The sequence below is a fragment of the Lentzea guizhouensis genome, assembly GCF_001701025.1.
GTDB lineage: Bacteria > Actinomycetota > Actinomycetes > Mycobacteriales > Pseudonocardiaceae > Lentzea > Lentzea guizhouensis.
In genome coordinates this window covers 1407780-1425910 of sequence record NZ_CP016793.1, presented here as the reverse complement: position 1 = coordinate 1425910, position 18131 = coordinate 1407780, and the positions used below count along the sequence as shown (strand labels likewise).

Below are 18131 nucleotides of genomic sequence, written 5' to 3'. Positions count from 1 at the left end.
GGCGAGCCTGGCAACACCGTCCCGCGGTCACCGTCTGGAACAACGGAGTGTCTTGTGTGGTCGGAACCATGAAGTCCTTCGGTCTCGCCCGAAGACGCTCCCGCTTCCGCGTGGCAGATCTCGACCCGGCCGCATCCGCGGCGCTCCAGCCGCTCAGTCGCAACGGCGGCTGACTCCGAGCCGCTGCTCCCGCGTCCATCACTCGTTTGCTGCCGCCCCGTTCGGTGGTAGCGTGCGTGGATAGGCTGGGCTGTCTTCGGCAGTAGTCGAGCGATATCGACGAACGTGCAGTCCACTTCCGGTTTGGTGGCCGACCAGGTATGCGGCTGGGAGGCGTGTGACCGCCCTGGACCCCGGCGGTAACTACTTCCTCAGTCCCGGCTGTCAGGAGTGCCGCCATGGGCACCCCGGATTTCGTTCCCGGCGCGGATCGCGCACCGCGCATGATCGGTTTGCCTGACGTGGAGCGGTTGGAGGAGGACACGGATGCCTTGCGCCTGGTGGATCACCGCCAAGGCGGCGATGCTTGTCTCGGCGCGGTCCGCGCCCGGATAGCGAAAGGACGACTGATGCTCGACGCGTCAGCCGCCGAGTACGTGCAACGGCGGTTGCATGTGGCGCTGGGTGATCTGTACAACCTCCCTGGCTGGATGTGCTTCGACGTCGGACTGGTCGGCAGCGCCCGCGTGCACCTCGCCCAAGCGCTGGTGTTTGCGGGATGGAGCCGAAACAACAGTCTGGTCGCCAACGTGTGCTAGTCGGCTCGGACGCGTGCTTGCACTAGGAGAGTCTCGACGAGGCTTTGGGTTACTTCGAGTTGGGGCTGTTCTCTGCTGCCGGGCAGGGCGACGAGATCGCGGCCAGCATCCTGTAGATGAACTCGGCGTGGACCCACGCGAGGAAGGGCGACGTCGATTAGGCACTCGTCGAGCTCGATCGCGGCCGGGCCCACTTCGTGGCCGCCGACCACACCGAGGTGCCTGCCTGGGCCAGGTTCTTCACCGATACCGACCTGTCGGCGGTGGTCGGCGCCGTTCACACCGATCTGGCCCTGACCGTGCATCCCCGCCACACCCGCACTGCGATTCCGCTGCTCGCCGAAGCGGTCGACGACTACGGCGACGACATGACCCGCAGTCGCGCGTTCAGCCTCATCCGGCTGTCGATCAACCACCTGCTCGACGGGGACGCCGACCGTGGTGTCGCCGTCGGATTCCGTGCACTGGAAGCCGCCGAGCCCTTTACCTCGGCGCGCGTTCGTGACCGCATCCGCCCACTCGGCAAGCGTCCGCAGCAGTACCAATCCCACGTCGGCGGGCACGAGCTTTTCCCGCGCGCATGCCAGCACACCATTGCGGCAACGCCGACACGGTCCTCGTCGAAGCAGCCTTCGCTCGACCGGCATCACCTTGAGTTGGTATGCGAGCCCGTCGGCCGGGTGATGGCGGAAGGTGAGTGAAGGACTAGGTTCGTTCACACGAGATACCAATGCGAGGAGTGACCGACGTCGGCACGAATCGGCACCTCGACCCTCTCGTGGTGATCAATGAGAGCGCCACAGCCGACCAGGAGCCCGTTGATATCCGCCACGTCTGTATCGCCTGCCGGTTCGGCCTGGACGCGGCCGATGTCGCGGTCTACCTGGTTGGCACCGCGCAACCGCTCGAGGTCGCCGGAATCGCCGGCGAGGAGACGGCCGAGCTGCAGGCAACGGTGGGTGAGGGGCCTATATCGGAGGCTGTGTGGCAGAACCAACCGGTGTTCGTACCTGATCTGGCGAACGGGTTGCGAATCGCTGGCCCGTGTTCGCCCCGGCCGCGGTCGCGGCCGAGGTGGCGGCGGTCTTCGTGATCCCTCTGACTCTCGGGGCGATCGCGCTGGGAGTGCTGGAGATCTGCTGGTATGTCGACGGCCCGCTGTCGCCGGAAGAGCTCGCAGACGCGTTGCTGTTCGCGGACACCGCGACAACGTTGCTGCGCGGGCGGCCCACGACTCCGGCGACTCTGCGCCGGTGGGGTGTGGTTCACCAGGCCACCGGAATGGTGTCGGTGCAAATGGATACCGATCTCGGTGGGGCGTTCCTTCGGTTGCGGGCCCATGCGTACCTCGCCGGCCGCCGTCTGTCGGAGGTGTCGGCCGACGTCGTCACGCGCAAAGTGAGATTCACCCCGGACGCCGACCATGAGAAACAGAGGTGAGTCACGTGTTGGACCGGCGGATCGCTCAGACCTTGGTCGAGCTGGCGGACACGCTCGTGCTGGGGTTCGACGCCATCGACTTCCTGCACACTCTGATTGAACGCTGTCGAGCTGCTGGAGGTCGACGCGGTTGGAATCCTGCTGGCCGACCAGCGGGGGCGCGCTGAGCCTGGTGGCCGCGTCCACCGAGCAGGCCCGGCTGCTGGAGCGGTTCCAGCTGCAGCTGGCGACCCGGTTGCCGGATATGATCGCGGATGCACGTGACGGCAAAGGGCTGGACACCAGCGCTGGACGTGCTGCGCTGCGCTGTCAGCGGAATCGTCGCAACGATCTCCATCTTTGTGCTCGTCTGCCTCGCGGTGTCTCAAGGCCTCAGGTTGTCGACGGGACTCTCGCGCTGTTCCGCCGCGTCGCGCAGCGCCATTCAGCGGTCAGTAACCACGGCCGCAACTTCACCGGATCCGCACACCGTGCAGGCGTTGCGACCACACGATGGTGAAAGTCTCTGCGGTCGCGTCCCACGCCCCATGCGTGTCCCCCCCAAGATCGAGCAAGCACTGGGGATGGACGACTTGCTGTTACTTCGCGAACAACTGGCCCCATAGCTACGGCGTCGCCGCGGACAGTGGCGACCAACTCCTCGTCCTGCGCGTAATACCCGCTCAGGCGCCTGGCGCGCGAGTAGTGCAGCGCAACCCTTGTCACACGACCCCGCCAGTACAACGATCACCCGATTCGGGGTGCGGGCTGACTACGGGTCGGAGCCTCGTCGGACAGGCGGCTGTGAGGCATTGCGGCAGTTGCGCGTGGACCTCCTCCTGTTGTCGGCGACGCGTGAAAACTGACCCCATACCGACGGGTGAAAATGGACCCCCGTCGACAGTAGGGAGTGCTCAACGTGGAGGACTGGGCGGAGATCCGCCGTCTTCACCGAGCTGAGGGGATGCCGATCAAGGCGATCGTCCGTCAGCTCGGTATCAGCAGGAACACCGTGCGACGGGCGCTGGCCGCCGACGCACCGCCGCAGTATCAGCGGCCGGCCAAGGGCTCGATCGTGGACGCTGCCGAGCCGCAGATCCGGGCGTTGTTGGCGCAGTGGCCGACCATGCCGACGACGGTGATCGCGGAACGGATCGGCTGGAGCAGGTCGATGACCGTGCTCAAGGACCGGGTACGGGAGCTGCGGGCCGCTGTTCACGCCACCGGACCCGGCCAGCCGGACCGACTACCAACTCGGCGAGCTCGCCCAGTGCGACCTGTGGTTCCCGCCGGTCGACGTCCCGCTCGGGTTCGAGCAGGCCGGGCGGCCGCCGGTGCTAGTCATGGTGTCGGGCTACTCGCGGGTGATCACCGCGCGAATGATCCCGTCACGTCAGAGCCCGGATCTGCTGGCCGGACATTGGGCGCTGATCAACGGCTGGGGGCGGGTGCCTAAGGCTCTGGTCTGGGACAACGAGTCCGCAGTCGGGCAGTGGCGGGCCGGTCGGCCGCAGCTGACCGAGGCGATGAACGCCTTCCGCGGCACGCTCGGCATCAAAGTCATCCAATGCCGCCCAGCCGATCCCGAGGCCAAGGGCCTGGTCGAGCGGGCCAACGGCTATCTGGAGACCTCGTTCCTGCCCGGCCGCGGCTTCACCGGCCCGGCCGACTTCAACGCCCAGCTCGCCGAGTGGCTGGTGCGCGCCAACCAGCGCCAGCACCGACGACTCGGCTGCCGTCCGATCGAGCGGTGGGAGGCGGACAAGGCCTCGATGCTCGAGCTGCCGCCGGTCGCTCCGGTGACTGGGTGGCGGTTGACGACCCGGCTGCCGCGCGATCACTACGTGCGGGTCGATTCCAACGACTACTCGGCGCATCCGTCCGCGGTCGGCCGCCGGGTCGAGATCGTCGCTGATCTCGAGCAGGTCGTCGTGACCTTGCAGGGCAACGAGGTGGCTCGGCACGAACGCTGCTGGGCCGATCACCAGAGCATCACCGACCCGCTGCATGCGGCCGCGGCCAGTGAGCTGCGGCAGGCACGCCGGCTGGTCGCGGTCCCGGCCGTCGACACCGATGTCGAGCACCGCAGCCTGACCGACTACGACCGCATGTTCGACCTCGACCACGAGGCCCTGCCCGGCAGCGAGGAGATCGCCTGATGGCCGCCAAGACCACGAACATCAAGGGCCGCAACGTTTCCAGCGAGATCGCCTACCTGACACGAGCACTCAAAGCGCCGTCGCTGGCCGGCGCGGTCGAGCGGCTGGCCGAACGGGCCCGCGCGGAGTCCTGGACGCATGAGGAGTTCTTGGCGGCCTGTCTGCAGCGCGAGGTCGCCGCCCGCGAGTCCCACGGCGGCGAGGGCCGCATCCGCGGCGCTCGGTTCCCGTCGCGCAAATCGTTGGAGGAGTTCGACTTCGACCACCAACGTTCGCTCAAGCGTGACGCCATCACGCACCTCGGCACGCTGGATTTCATTGCGGGCAAAGAGAATGTGGTGTTCCTCGGCCCGCCCGGCACCGGCAAGACGCACCTGTCGATCGGGCTCGGGATCCGGGCCTGCCAGGCCGGGCACCGGGTCGCGTTCGCCACCGCCGCCGAGTGGGTCGCCCGCCTCGCCGAGGCCCATCAAGCCGGTCGGCTGCAGCAGGAACTCGTCAAGCTGGGCCGGATTCCGCTGATCATCGTCGACGAGGTCGGCTATATCCCGTTCGAGGCCGAGGCCGCGAACCTGTTCTTCCAGCTCGTGTCGTCCCGCTATGAGCGGGCCTCGCTGATCGTCACCAGCAACAAGCCGTTCGGCCGCTGGGGCGAAGTCTTCGGCGACGACGTCGTGGCCGCCGCCATGATCGACCGCCTCGTCCACCACGCCGAGGTCATCTCGATGAAGGGAGACAGCTACCGCCTCAAAGACCGCGACCTCGGCCGAGTCCCACCAGCCATGAAGACCAACGATTGAAGATGAGGAACCGTCATTGCGAAACGAGGCCTGACGAGCATGGACAGGCAGGTGGTGCTGACGTTGTCCCTGCTCGCGCTGCTGTCGTCCGGGGTGGTCAACGTGTTGCTCGCAGTGACCGAGTCGGTCCTTGGCCGCTGGTGCCAGGTGTCGGCTGGCCCGCGGTGGCAGCCGCGGTGACCGGGATGGCGTCGACGGTTCCGCCGTCCATGTCGCGCCACCGCCGGTGGAGCATACGCAGGCGGGCGTAGCACCGCTCGTGCGTCGAAGGTGAAGTACAGCGCCTTCGACGTGCGCAAAGGCTGGCCGATCGCCTCGTCTTTGACTCCCGGCCGTGGTGCTGCCACGGTAGGGAGCACCGTGGCAGCACCACGGCAGGGGATCACTGCGGCGCTGATCACGCATCGCCGGGGTGTCACCGAACTTGCAGATACGTACCCGCGCCTGGATCACCGATCTGCTCGCCGGGCTGGACCTGGCGAGCCGGCCTTGGGGTACCTGACCGAATGCAGGTAGGGCCGTAGGGCGAGCCGGGCCATGCGGTCCTCCAGCGGGTACTCGCTTCAACCGTCCTGGGTTCGATTGGCATCACCGCAACGGCGGTGTACCGCCACGACTGTTCGGTCTAGTTTGTCAGCGCAGTGTGCAGAAGGGGCCATGGCATGACCGGCATGGCTGGTTGCCAGTAGGGCAGTCGGGGCCGGACCGGGTTTGACACGGTCGGGAGCCGATCGCGCGGCCGTGTCGGTCTGGTCGCGCGGTGCGGGGCGCGGTGCGGACGCGCTCCGCACCGCGCCGCACGGTCAGTCGTGCACTTCGACGGTCGCTCACCCCGTCGCACGCGCTGCCGATTCGGCGGTCAACCGTCTCCAACAGCCTTCACTCAAGCCAGTTTGGCCCCTGGTCTGCACGTCGTGGCCCAGGAGATGTCGCTCATCTGGGAAAGAGGAAGGTCGCGCGCAAGCCGTGCTGTGGTCATGCTTCGCTGGGTGACTCGATCACGACCGTCCCGGCGAGCGCGCCGGCGTGCAGCTGGATCCTGGTTGGGCGTTCTGCCAAGGGAACGGTCGACCACCAGTGCACTGCGGCGGCTGTTGCGGAGACGGGGACCGTGGTTCGTGCGCTGTGGATGTTCTCCTTGACGGCGAAGGCTACGTGGTCCTCGTCGAGGGCGACGATGGCGATCCGTGCGCCTGGGTAGGTCCTGAGGAGTCTTCTTGCGTGGTCGCTCGCTGCGGTCGGGGTGGGGAAGCGGCGGTCGGTGTAGATCGCTCCGGCGCGTTCGAGCACGGTGAGGTCGGTGCAGTCTTCGGATGCCGTCAGGAACGAGCGGCCGCACTGCCAGCTGGCGGTTGTGCGTTCGAGCGTCACCTCGGCGCTGCCGTGCTGCTGCTGCCTGACGGAGATCAACTTAACCTGGAAGTGCAGGGGCGACGGCACTTCGATGTCCGGTGCCGGCACCGCTGCAGGGGCGGGCGTGTGCTGGAGGCCGGGCAGGTTGAGCAGCGTGTAGAGGTGCGCGGAGAGGACATTCTTGGTGGGAGTTCGAACTGCAGTGTCGAGGTTGGGGAGGGGAGCGTTGGCGACTTCCTGCCGGTGGTTGTTCGTCAGGCGGGGTAGACGGGCGAGCAGATCGGCCATGGGGGATCCGGGCATCACCTCCTTGCCACCGTCGGTGGCGACGAGGGTCGGCAATCCGATGGCCGCGGAGTAGAACGTCAGGGATCCGTGGTCGGACACGACGAGATCGGCCGCGAGCACGGCGGGACGCCAGTCCCCGGCAGCGGGGATCACGATGAGGCCTGCGGCCACTGCACGCCGCAGCCACGCGTTGATCTGGAACCGGCCGTGCCGTTCCCAGACGTTGGGGTGGAGTGTGAGGACCACTCGGTACTCGTCGGCGGGTAGACAGGTGACGAGTTGTTCGGCCAGTTCGGGGCGGTGCCCGTAGAGGGAGAACGGGCCCCACGTCGAGCAGATCAGGATGAGGCGACGGCTGTCAGCGCGGAAGGCGTGCCGGTGGAGCTCCCGGTGTGGCAGGGACATCCGCAGGCGGTCGAGGCAGGGGTCTCCGGCAACCAGTGCACGGGGGAGCAGGCGCGGGTCTACCGAGCGCATCACCTCTAGTTGGTCGTCGCTGGCCACGACGATCGTGCGGGGAACGACGCGGCCGTTCCTGATCAACGCCGTCGCGCTCAGACCTGACGGCCACTTCGGGTTCCCCGGCGATCGGCGGTGATAACCGGCGCCGTGCGGAAGGAGCACGATTGGACCGTGCAGCCGTGCAAGGTCGCTGTTCTCGCTGGCAGCGACCACCAGATCGAACTCGTATTGGTCCACTTTCTCCCAGGACAACAGGAGCGCGCCCGCGGCGCAGAGCCGCTCCCTCAACCGACCCGAGAAGCGAGAACCTGGATCCACGGCGAACCACACCTCAAGACGCCGATCATCCAGCAGCAGAGGGACGACGTCCTCGAGTCGATCCAACGCTGCGGGCGACCGCACCACGACCAGGACGCAACGGAGCGGTTGGACGGTGTCCCACTGGTTCCGGGTTCCGGGTTCCGGGTTCCGGGTTCCGGGTTCCGGGTTCCGGGTTCCGGGTTCCGGGCTCCGGGCTCCGGGCTCCGGGCTCCGGGCTCCGGGCTCCGGGCTCCGGGCTCCGGGCTCCGGGCTCCGGGCTCCGGGCTCCGGGCTCCGGGCTCCGGGCTCCGGGCTCCGGGCTCCGGGCTCCGGGCTCCGGGCTCCGGGCTCCGGGCTCCGGGCTCCGGGCTCCGGGCTCCGGGCTCCGGGCTCCGGATTGTTCGTTACCACAAGCGCTGTCTCTTTGGAAGTCGCACGACCGGGTGAATGGGTGTGGGTCAGCGGTCGAAAGTGATGTTGCCGGTGGCATCCGTTGCCTGCGGCAGCTCACCGGCGGTGTCGGAGATCTGGATGCTCGCCGCTCCGGTCGAGCCGGACTGCTCGACTTGCGCTGCGGCGGTGGACAAACGGATCTGTTCGGGCACGAAGGTTCCCCCGGCTGTCGTCGGACGCTGACACGGTAGCAACGAGGTCTCCTGGCCACGTGACGCACTCGCGTCCAGTACCGTGATCTTCACTGATCGTGTGGAGGAGCTCGCGTGGGGATGGGCGCAGGGGATACCAGCAACGAGGTCAGCGGCTCTGCCGTTCAGGTCGTTCAGGCCGGCTCGATCGGGTCGGTGACGTTCGCGGCGCCACAGCTGCCACCGGACGTCGTGCCGTTCCTGGCACCGGCCGCGCCACACCCGTTCGTCAACCGTGACGGGCAGGTCGAGGACGTCGACGACCTGGTCCCCGCATCCGCCGATCTGGGGCGTCCGGTGGTGGTCGTCGTCAGGGGGATGCCGGGAGTCGGCAAGTCCGGCCTGCTCACACACGTCGCGGCACGCTTGCAGAGAAAGTTCGAGGACGGTGTGCTCTACGCGGCGTTCGGGCCGGACGGCGAAACACCCAGCGGGGCGTTGGAGCGCTTCCTCGTCGCGCTCCGTGTTCCTGAGGGACAGGTGCCCTCGAGTCTGGCTGGCCGGCGGGACCTCTACCGCTCGCTCACCACCCGGTCCCGGATCCTCGTCGTGCTCGACGACGTCACCGAGGCGGCACAGGTCGAGGCACTGCTGCCCAACTCCGCGGCGGCCATGGTCCTGGTCGCGGGGAACACCGCCTTGGAGGACCTGCACGCCGACGGCGCAGCGCAGATCTCCCTCGACCCCCTCGCGCCAGACGATGCCCTCGACCTGCTCAGGCGCCTGTGCTCAGCGCAGAGGGTGAACGCCGAGCCAGACGCGGCGACGGAACTGGTGCGGTTGTGCGGCCGCCTTCCGCTCGCCATCCGGGTGATCGGCGCACGCTTGGGTATTCGGCCGAGCCGAACACTGGCCACGGCCGTCGATGAACTACGTGACGCCGACCCGGGCAACCTCCTTACACGCGTCGCTGCAGTCTTCGACGCGGTCTACAGTGACCTGGCCGAACCGGTTCGGCAGGTGTACCGAGCGCTGGGTGTGCTGGTCACCCGCGACTTCTCTGTCGAGGTCCTCGCCGCCGCCCTGGACGCCCCGGTTACGCGTGTGCGCGCCCATGTCGACCAGCTCTGCGCGGCGAACCTGCTCGAGGAACGTTTCGACGGGCACTACTCAATGCATCGGCTGGTGCGCAGACACGCCCTGCACCGCGCCGCTGCCGAGACCTCCCGCGGCGATCGCGTCGAAATGCTGCGGCGTGCAGTGCGATGGTGGTGCTTGGGCGCCGCAGCCGCCGACATAGCCGCAACCGGACGCAAACGACTTCGCGTCGCCGACCCCGGTCTCTACCTCGGCGACCACAACCCGGAGATGTTCGCGAGTACCGCGCTGGCGTGGTTCGACCGCGAGCACGCCAACATCGAGGCCGCAATGCGTGCCGCCGCAGAGCACGGCTGGCACGACCTCGTCTGGCAGTTGTTCGAATTCACCTTCCCCTACTATGAGGCCCGCAAACCGCTGGCCGCGTGGATCGACGCGGGCAGACTCGCCGTCGAGTCGGCCGCGCTCGACGAGCACATCGCAGCCGAGGCGCGGTGCCGCTGCCTGCTGGCCAAGGGTTTGCAGGAACTCGGCCACTATGACGACGCTGGCGAACACCTCGCCGCGGCGCGAGAACTCGCCGACGACGACCGTCTGCGCGCCTCCACCTACGACTTCAGCGGCAACCTGGCTCTGCGCACCGGCCGCTACGAGGCCGCTCTCGACTGGTTCACCGAGGCACTGAGGATCAACCAGATGCTCGGGCTGCCTCGCGGTACCGCGCTGCAGACGCTGTTCGTCGGTCGTGCTCTCACCCGCCTGCAGCGTCACGACGATGCTGCAACCGCCCTGCGAACCGCAATGGAGCTGGCGCAGATTGCCGGAGAACCGGTGGTGCAGGCCAAGGCGTTGATCTCCGTAGCGGACCTGTACACCCAGACGGGTGATCGCGCCGCAGCCGAGGTCGCGCTCACCGCCGCCGCCGACCTCGCGGCAGGCATTGACAACACCGCAATGCTCGCCGACGTCGCGCTACTGCGAGCCAGAGCGGCCCACGCCTGCGGCGACGCCGCTGCAGCGACCCGGTACCGGGACGAGGCGATCGCGGCCTTCGAGCGCATGGGAAGTCCGCTGGCGGCATGTTTGCTGGCCGACGAAGCCATCAACGCGGACACTGACGGCGCCTCCTCCTCGACTTGATGAGACGAGCGGTCGATCGCCGCTTCGGCCCGGAGCAAGTGACGTGCTTGGTGAGCGCCACGCCACAGTCGACATGCCGTCCGGCTTCCCACGGGCTCGGTACCGTTGGCGTGCTGCACGGCCGCGATCGTGCGTGCCGTTTAGATCACTTCTTGACCGCGTGGAGACGAGACTTCTCCCGAACAGTGGGTCCATGACGGGCGAGCCGGGTCAAATGCGGTGCCAGACGTCATCGCCCAGACCAGCGCGTCGTGGTCGGCTCTGGCGAGTCTGGTCTAGTTGTCGATTCCGGCGAGGCACTTGAGCCACCAGTGTGGGTGCGTGGAACGGGAGCGCGTGATGGCTGCCGATCACTGCGGGCCGGCTCGCCCAGCAGGTTGCTGAGACCTGAGCGCGATAGATGCGCACGTGGCCGCCTTCGACCTCGTGGTACGGCGTTGACAGCGCCAGCAGTCTTGCTCGGAGTGAGCACCCGGAGCAGCTCGTCGAGGACCGCCGTGTCGTGGAGAGAATCTCGAGCATCTCGGCGGCGACCACGCGATTAGAAGGTTGGCGGGGAACGGCAGCGTTGTGCGGTCTCCGAGGACGGCCTGGGTAACCGTGGTGGCGGGATATCTCGTTGCCTGTTGTCACCGATCGCCGGAGTCGCACTTCACCCTGGTTGTTGACCTCTACTGTCTGTGGGTCAATACACTTGGACAATCCGACGGCGATGGGTGGTGCCGCATTCGTGGACGGACGAGCCGCACGGTGGGCGGGGCAGCGCGAGATGCGCCGCGCCGAGGTCGCGGCGGCGGCGCTCGATGCCATCGCCGAGCACGGACCGCAGGTGTCGACCGAGCAGATCGCCGAACGCGCCGGCATCGCCCGCCATACGCTGCTGATGAGGCCACCGAGGTTGAACTCATAGCGGAGCTCGGCGTTGTCGCGGCGGTTTCGCGGGATTGGAGCAGTCGCGGCGACCACCGCTTCGAAGTTGTTCCAACCTCGTTGCGTAGCAATCGGCAGCAGTTGGGCCAGCAGGTACTGCTCCACGATCCGGTTCTGGACCTGCTTGCGACTGACCGCCCGCGCCTTCCCTGCCGTTGCGCAGGTTCACGCTATTCGTCAACGCGGTCTCGTTGGCGGCTCTGAACATTGCCGAGCTGGTCTTGTTTGGCGCCACGGCAAGGCGGCGTTCGATGCGGCGGGTCCGATGCTGTTGACCGCCTGGGCTAGGTTGGCACGAGTCCGTCAAGCGCTCGTGGGCCACTGATGCCCGCTATGACATCAACTATGTCATCAACATCGACGACGATGGGGACGCCGTTCGTCGGCAGCGCCTGACGGTCAGGTCATCGACCTGCTCAGCGAACGTCCCCAGGCCCTGGTCGCGGTTAGCGGCAGGTCGATGCGCTTCTCGCTCAGAAATCGGACACAATGGCCTGATGGGGTGGGAACAGATCCGTGCCGGTCGCGACGCGCTGGGCGACTACCTGAAGGTGAGTCCGCTGGACGCCGTCGCCGAGTTGGTGTGGAACTCGCTCGATGCCGAGGCGGACGAGGTCTCGATCGACATCGAGTACGACGGCATGGGCACCGATGAGGTGCGCTACGTCAGCCAGGTAGCGGTGACCGATAACGGTCACGGCATGAGCCACGAGCGGGCGCGGTCGGCGTTCTTGTCGCTCGGGGACTCCTGGAAGAAGGGCTTGGGCGGCCGCACCGTGAACAAGAAGCGGGCGCTGCACGGCAAGAAGGGCAAGGGGCGTTTCTTCGTTTATGGCATCGGCGGCTTCGTGCGGTGGACGAGTGTGTCGGCGACGCCGGACGGGAACGTGCTCGTCGAGGTGGTCGGCGAGGAACAGCGGATGGAAGGGTTCTCGATCTCGGAGCCAGTCCAGACCGAGGAGCCCACGGGCACCCGCGTCACCGTGCAGGCAGGGGAAGGGCGCGCCACCGCTGCACTCGTCCGGACCGACTTCGCGCATCAGCTCGCCGCCCGACTCGCGGGGCACCTTCTTGCGAACGACGACATCACCGTGCTGGTCAATGGCATTCAGCTCGACCCGGCCGAGTTGATCGACGGGGAGCCGGTCGACATCCCCCTCACCGACCTCGACTCGGCAGAGGTCGCAGAGCACGAGCCACCAGTTCTGACCATTGTGGACTGGACCGACGAAATGCGGGCCGCCCCGACGATCGTCCTGTGTAACGAGGAGGGTATGGCACTCGTCGAGCTCGACAAGCCCGTGCCCAACACCGCGGCGAAAACCACCGGCTATCTGAAGTGGCGGCGGTTCACGGGATCCGACATGAGCTTGGCACTTGCGCACATGCAGTTCCCCGACGTCATCTCCGCGGCTACCAAGATCTACGAGACGCACGTCCGCGACAGGCTGGGCGAGATCACCGCCACGATCGTCACGAAGCTCATCTCCGAAGGCACCTATCCATATGACACCACGGACATCGCCGACCCGATCCGGCGGACCGAACGCGACATGTTCGACCTCGTCGCTGTCACCGCGCGCAGTGCGCTGAACTCGGGGTCACGCGCACAGCGGGAGATGAGCGCGAGGCTGCTCAAGCTCGCGCTGGAAGAACGCTCGGAAGACCTCGATCTTATCCTGACCAGCGCTCTCGGGCTGACAGGAGACGAGCGCGAGCAGCTCGCTGACATGCTGAAGCACTCCACGCTCGGCAACATCGTCGGCGCGGGTGCCGAGGTCGCGAGGCGGGTTGAGCTGATCATCGCACTCCGCGGGGCCATCTACGGCAACGACAGCCGCAGGCGGATGCGCGAGGTCGACCAGTTGCATCCCCTTGTGAAGGACAACGTCTGGCTGTTCGGTGAGGACTGGCGTCTGAGCCGCAGCGAAGCGGGCCTCACCTCCGTACTGCGTGACGTCGTGCATGCGGAAGCCGTGCTGGAGGCAGATCTGACGCCGGTGCCCGCCGTGCGGCGCAGTGACGGCCGCGCCGGAAGACTAGATCTCGTGCTGCAGCGGACCGCAGGCTCGCCTGGCGATCAGCACCGGCTCGTGGTCGAGCTGAAACGTCCCTCGCTCGTCATCGGTGACAAAGAGCTGACGCAGGTGAAGACCTACGCCCGCACATTGAGCAAGCACCCTGCGGTGGGCGCGAGCAGGTGGACGTTCTGGCTGGTCGGAGCAGACATCGGTGACGACATCGAGGAGGACGTGAACCAGGTTGACCGGGCGCAGGGCCACGTGGTCAAGGCGAAGAACTACGACATCTGGGTCACGCATTGGGGCCAGCTCCTCGACAATGCGACGCGCCGGCTGGAGTTCTATCGCGATCAGCTGAAGTACGACATCACCCAGGAAGCGGCGACTGAGCGGGTGCGACAGCGCCACGGCGAACTGCTTCCGCCGGAAGAGCCCATGAATCCTGCACCGCGAAGGTGAACATGCTAGATCAACAGGGGCGCTGACTCTTGGCCCAGGTGGACCATTCTGACCGCCGTCTGCTGAACTGTGTTGGGATGCCCGCCGTCCTCACCGGCGACATACACCTCCAGCATGTGGTCGCGGTCGCGGATCTTAACGAGCACCTTGGCGAGCTTGTGCGGGTCCGGCGGATCGCATCGCTCGCTGTGGAGAACAACTTTCGACACCCGGCCGGTGTTCTGTGCTGTTTCCCTTGTCTGGTCATGAGGAACCACTCCTGGAGGCGACTCATGCTCTGCCCGGCGCGAGTTCTCATCCTGATGCGAGCGCCTGCAGCGAACTGGGCACGCCGCTGATCTGCAACCGAGCGCTCCTGACGGACGGGACCGTGCCATGGCGCGTGGTTGGCCGCCCGAGGTGAAGGCTGGCTACTCAGCGTGGGAAGCTGACTCCGAGGTCGTCGACTGCTGACGTGATCTCCGTTGCAGGCGGGCGTGGTGCAACGTGCCTGCCTCGGCTCTGATCTTCCGGGATTGCGGGACGTCGTTGCACACTTGATGGGCAACGGCGCTGTTGAACGATCGTTACGGCGAGGTCCCGCCCTTGCGTCGCAAGGCGATGGGCGCGCCGATGCCCACGACGAGTACCAGCACGCCGACGAGGATCCACACCCAGGTCGGAACGCCACCGTTGTCGTTCTCGGTCTGAGCCGCAGGTGCGGCACTGGACGTGGCGGTGGTGGTTGTAGTGGTCGGCACTGTGGTGGTGGTCGTTGTGTTGGCGGGTGCGCTAAGCGTGAAGTCGATCATGCCGCTCACCGGGTCGCCGTCCCCGGAGATGACCTTCCAGGCGATGGCGTAGGCGCCAGCCGGGCCGCTCGCGGTGACCGGCGCGGTGACGAGGGCACCGGTAACGGTGGCCGGGCCGACTGTCCACTTTGTGCCGTCCGGGCCGGTCACGGTGATGGCGTCGGCCGGGAGCGTGACCGCTTCGGTGAACGTGAGCTCGACCTGCTGCGGTGGTGCGGGAAGCGCTGCTCCCTTGGCGGGGTTGCTGCTCTTGAGCTCAGTGTGCGCCGAAGCGGGCCCGGCCGTCGATCCGAGCGCTACGAACGCCAGCAGCAGAGCCGCGGTCATGCGCCGGAAGGTCATCGGGGAGTCCTCACGTCAGGTGGGGTGTCAGGCTGCACGGCGTCGGCTCACTGGCCGTAGTCGGACACGGCGGTGGGTGCTGGGCTGGTCGGCTTGCTGCGGGGAGTCGGATGAGCCGGTGGTGTCGGTGGAGTCGCTGTCCCGCACTGGTGTGCGGCCGCCGGGGTCTCGGTCGCGGAAGTGCACTAGTGCCAGCAGGGCGAGTCCGGCGAGCAGCAGCGAGTGGGACAGGACGCGGCCTGCGGTGGCTGTGCCGTTGATCAGGTCGTTGGTGGAGTAGGGGATCAGCACGGCGACGAACGCGGCGGTGACGGGCAGCATGCCCGCGGTCGCGGTGGGGCCTAGTGCGGTCCAGAGCAGGCCGAGGCCGAGTGCGAGGTTCCAGGCGGTGCTCTCGTTGAACAGGTGGCTGCTGTCGACACCGGTGGTGTGCGCGCCGTGCGCGGACGTGCCGGTGCCCAGCACCTGGGCGAGACCGAGGGTCAGCTGGGCGATCGCGACACCGCCCAGCAATGTCCGGGGCAGCCAGCCCTGTGGAGTGGGCGGGGTGATCGGGGGCGCCGCGTCGAGGATGGCCGCGGTCAGGTCCGGTACCGGCGTGGCGGGTCGTACGCGGAGGGTGCGGGTGAGTGCTGTGGCGGTCTCGTGCCATTCCTGGCAGGACACGCATGTCTCCAGGTGCGTGTCCACCTGGCCGGTGGGCACGCCTTCGTCTTCCCCGTCGAGTCGTGCGGACAGGGCTTCGCGGTAGGTGCTGCACTCCACGTACACATTGTCGGTCATCTGGCCTACTTGGTTCCCGGCGATCTGCGAGTGGTTGTGGTCTAGTGGACCCGCGCCGGGCGCATGGCCCGGCGCGGGTGTCGCGGCGGTGGACACCGGCGCAGTGGGTAGAGACCGTGCCGGTGTGACGTCTCAGGCGGCGTGGCTGCCGAGCGGGTTCAGCCGGGCCCGCCCGCCTGGTCGCCTGCCGGGTGGTGTCCTCGGGTGGTCGCCGCCGGAGAAGTGGGAGCCACCCAGGCAGCCGGTGCACCTGCCGAGGTGCGCGTCCGCCTCGGCGGCGGGCACGGGTTCGTGCTCACCGCCGAGGCGGGCCGAGAGCGATTCACGGACGATTTGGCAGGACACGCTTCACTAGTCGGTCCGAATGGCTGGTTAGTTCCCGACGTTGCGGCCGTTACGATTCGGCCTCGTGAATTCCGCCGATGACGAGGTGACCCGCTGGGCGTTGCTGGCCCGCGGTGGTGACCGGGACGCCCTGGAGCGGTTCGTGCGGGCGACCCAGCGCGATGTGTGGCGGTTCGTCGCCCACCTCGCGGACGTCGGTGTGGCGGATGATCTCGCTCAGGAGACGTTCCTGCGCGCATTGTCGAGCCTGCGGCACTTCGAGGCCAGGTCATCGGCGACGACGTGGCTGCTGTCGATCGCCCGGCGCGTCGTGATCGACCAGGTGCGGATGGCCCGCTCCCGGCCCCGTGTCTCACCGGACGTCGACTGGGTGCAGGCGGCGGACCGCGGGCAGGGCGCCTCGTCCGGTTTCACCGGGCTTGTCGAGCTCAACGTGCTGCTCGACGGACTGGCCGCGGACCGGCGTGAGGCCCTGGTGCTGACCCAGGTGCTCGGGCTGGGCTATGCCGAGGCGGCGGAGGTCGTCGGGTGTCCGATCGGGACGATCCGCTCACGCGTCGCGCGGGCACGTGAGGACCTGGTCAGGGCCGCTGGGCGCGACGCCAGCGAAGCCGGCTGAGATTCGCCGGGAACTACCCCGGCCGGGTGAACGACCTGTGGCACGTGACCGCGTTGTCTCTGCTGCTCAAGGGAGTGTATTGCCGCTATGGCAGGCACCCCGCCGTCCACTCCGCCGACCTCGCCGTGCCCGCGGGTCTGCGGGTCGCCCTGATCGGTACCAATGGCTCCGGCAAATCGACGCTTCTGCGTGCGGTGCTGGGGTTTCAGCCGGTCTCGGGCGGGGTGATCGAGGTGGGTGGCGTGCGGGCGGTGACGTCAGCGCAGTGGCGCGGACGGCGTACCGAGGTGGCGTGGATTCCGCAGCTGCGGTCGACCGGCCGGTTTCCCCTGCTGCTGGGTGAGTTGCTGGACAGCAGCGGTGATGGCGGTGCGGCGCGGGAGGCCGCCGCGCGGCTCGGGCTGGCGGGGCTCGAGTCGCGCGGCGTGCACACCTTGTCTGGTGGGCAGGCGCAGCGGGCGTGGCTCGCACGTGCGGTCGGTGCCGTTGCCGCCGGTGCCGGGATGCTGCTGGCCGACGAACCCACGGCCGCGCTGGACTTCGCCGGACAGGAGGAAGCGGCGGCGGTGCTCACCGGGCTGCCGGTGACGCTTTTGGTGGCCACGCACGACCGTGCTGTGGCTGATGCGTGTGACCGGGTTGTCGAGATGGCCGCCGGACGTCTGCGGGACGTCGCGTGATCGCCGAGCTGCTCGCGCTGGTGCCGGTGCAGCGCGCGGGTCTCGGCCTGCTGCTGGGTGCGGTCGCGCTGCCCCCGATCGGGGTGCTGATCGTCGGGCTCGACATCTACCCGGTCCGGTTCGCGATCATGCACGTGGCGTTGCTCGGCAGTGCCATCGGTCTGCTCACCGGCACGGATCCGTTGCTGTGGGCACTGGTGCTGTGCGCGGTGGCGGGTGGCGGGCTCGCGCCGTTCGCCACGACCTCGGCCGGTCTGTCCGGGGCGATGGGCCTGCTGATGAGCCTCGCAATCGCGGTGGCGCTGCTGGTGCTGTCGATCTCCGGCGTGAACGCCAACGGCGCGTTCGAGCTGCTGTGGGGCTCCATCCTGTCCACCCGGCCGGTCGACCTCGTCGTGCTCGGTGTGCTGGCGGTGGCGATTCCCGCGCTCTTCTGGTGGCGTCGCACGGATCTGTCGTTGCTGCTGCACGACCGGGAGCTCGCCGCCTGCTCGGGCGTACGCACCGGGCCGCTGACCGCGGCATTGCTCGTGGTGATCGCGGTGTCGATCGCCGGAGCGATCAAGCTGACCGGGGCGTTGCTGGTGGACGCGCTGACCTTGTTGCCTGCGCTGGCCGCGCGGCGCATCGGGCGGGGGCTGACCGGCATGGTCGTCGCGTCGATCGGTATCGGGCTCGTCGTGGCCGTTGTCGGGCTGTTGCTCGCACTCGCGCTGGACCAGCCTCCTGGTCCGGTGCTCGTTCTGCTGGCGGGCGTGATCGCCCTGCTCGCCCAGCTGCTACCGATGAGGAGAACCTGA

The 18131-nt window shown here is 67.8% G+C and carries 16 protein-coding genes and 2 pseudogenes; 13 read left to right on the top strand and 5 right to left on the bottom strand.

Annotated features, from left to right (window positions below; genetic code table 11):
- The first annotated feature begins 398 nt into the window (after positions 1-398).
- From BBK82_RS07285 to BBK82_RS49875, 7 genes and pseudogenes are all read left to right on the top strand, one after another.
- The gene (locus BBK82_RS07285) at positions 399-758 is read left to right on the top strand and encodes a hypothetical protein (RefSeq protein WP_065914322.1); all 360 of its coding nucleotides are present in this window, start codon (positions 399-401) and stop codon (positions 756-758) included.
- Between the two features lie 197 nt (positions 759-955).
- Positions 956-1459, top strand: coding sequence for a hypothetical protein (locus tag BBK82_RS07280; RefSeq protein ID WP_065914321.1), 504 nt, complete (start codon positions 956-958; stop codon positions 1457-1459).
- A 38-nt stretch (positions 1460-1497) separates the two neighbouring features.
- Positions 1498-1851 (top strand): hypothetical protein, encoded by a 354-nt coding sequence (locus tag BBK82_RS51475; protein ID WP_083267839.1) that lies wholly within the window; start codon positions 1498-1500, stop codon positions 1849-1851.
- Positions 1803-2198 (top strand): ANTAR domain-containing protein, encoded by a 396-nt coding sequence (locus BBK82_RS48705; RefSeq protein WP_083267838.1) that lies wholly within the window; start codon positions 1803-1805, stop codon positions 2196-2198. The genes BBK82_RS51475 and BBK82_RS48705 overlap by 49 nt, the downstream gene beginning before the upstream one ends.
- 889 nt (positions 2199-3087) lie before the next feature.
- Positions 3088-4336, top strand: a pseudogene (gene istA / locus BBK82_RS07270) (IS21 family transposase).
- Entirely contained in the window at positions 4336-5136 is an 801-nt protein-coding gene (gene istB, locus BBK82_RS07265) for an IS21-like element helper ATPase IstB (protein ID WP_065914320.1), read from the top strand. The pseudogene istA and the gene istB overlap by 1 nt, the downstream one beginning before the upstream one ends.
- A gap of 39 nt (positions 5137-5175) precedes the next feature.
- Positions 5176-5316, top strand: a complete 141-nt coding sequence (locus BBK82_RS49875; protein WP_154697133.1) for a hypothetical protein — start codon at positions 5176-5178, stop codon at positions 5314-5316.
- A 795-nt stretch (positions 5317-6111) separates the two neighbouring features.
- Here BBK82_RS49875 and BBK82_RS07260 read toward each other — a convergent pair.
- Both BBK82_RS07260 and BBK82_RS49870 read right to left on the bottom strand, forming a co-directional pair.
- Entirely contained in the window at positions 6112-7644 is a 1533-nt protein-coding gene (locus tag BBK82_RS07260; protein ID WP_170067878.1) for a hypothetical protein, read from the bottom strand.
- Positions 7645-7997: 353 nt separating this feature from the next.
- Complete coding sequence (locus BBK82_RS49870) at positions 7998-8144, bottom strand: hypothetical protein (RefSeq protein WP_154697131.1); 147 nt, start codon at positions 8142-8144, stop codon at positions 7998-8000.
- 120 nt (positions 8145-8264) lie between these two features.
- Between BBK82_RS49870 and BBK82_RS07255 the strand changes: the two genes are divergently transcribed.
- The 3 genes and pseudogenes from BBK82_RS07255 to BBK82_RS07245 all read left to right on the top strand — a co-directional run bounded on the left by BBK82_RS07255 (position 8265) and on the right by BBK82_RS07245 (position 13771).
- Positions 8265-10361, top strand: coding sequence for a tetratricopeptide repeat protein (locus tag BBK82_RS07255; protein WP_065914318.1), 2097 nt, complete (start codon positions 8265-8267; stop codon positions 10359-10361).
- Between the two features lie 712 nt (positions 10362-11073).
- Positions 11074-11241, top strand: a pseudogene (locus BBK82_RS07250) (TetR family transcriptional regulator); the annotation flags it as partial.
- Positions 11242-11788: 547 nt separating this feature from the next.
- Positions 11789-13771, top strand: coding sequence for an ATP-binding protein (locus BBK82_RS07245; RefSeq protein ID WP_065914316.1), 1983 nt, complete (start codon positions 11789-11791; stop codon positions 13769-13771).
- Positions 13772-14337: 566 nt separating this feature from the next.
- Here the strand turns inward: BBK82_RS07245 and BBK82_RS07235 are convergent.
- The 3 genes from BBK82_RS07235 to BBK82_RS49865 all read right to left on the bottom strand — a co-directional run bounded on the left by BBK82_RS07235 (position 14338) and on the right by BBK82_RS49865 (position 16032).
- Positions 14338-14904 (bottom strand): copper resistance CopC family protein, encoded by a 567-nt coding sequence (locus BBK82_RS07235; protein WP_065914314.1) that lies wholly within the window; start codon positions 14902-14904, stop codon positions 14338-14340.
- A 27-nt stretch (positions 14905-14931) separates the two neighbouring features.
- A complete protein-coding gene (locus BBK82_RS07230; RefSeq protein ID WP_154697130.1) occupies positions 14932-15687 on the bottom strand; it encodes a zf-HC2 domain-containing protein in 756 nt (251 codons plus the stop codon).
- 132 nt (positions 15688-15819) lie between these two features.
- Entirely contained in the window at positions 15820-16032 is a 213-nt protein-coding gene (locus BBK82_RS49865) for a hypothetical protein (protein WP_154697129.1), read from the bottom strand.
- Positions 16033-16096: 64 nt separating this feature from the next.
- Between BBK82_RS49865 and BBK82_RS07225 the strand changes: the two genes are divergently transcribed.
- The 3 genes from BBK82_RS07225 to BBK82_RS07215 are packed head-to-tail and all read left to right on the top strand — an operon-like array spanning position 16097 to position 18131.
- Positions 16097-16651, top strand: coding sequence for a sigma-70 family RNA polymerase sigma factor (locus BBK82_RS07225; RefSeq protein WP_237048064.1), 555 nt, complete (start codon positions 16097-16099; stop codon positions 16649-16651).
- A 26-nt stretch (positions 16652-16677) separates the two neighbouring features.
- Positions 16678-17331, top strand: coding sequence for an ABC transporter ATP-binding protein (locus BBK82_RS07220; RefSeq protein WP_237048063.1), 654 nt, complete (start codon positions 16678-16680; stop codon positions 17329-17331).
- Positions 17328-18131 carry a metal ABC transporter permease gene (locus BBK82_RS07215; protein ID WP_065914312.1) on the top strand — a complete coding sequence of 268 codons (804 nt, stop codon included), beginning with the start codon at positions 17328-17330 and terminating at the stop codon, positions 18129-18131. Before BBK82_RS07220 ends, BBK82_RS07215 begins: the two co-directional genes overlap by 4 nt.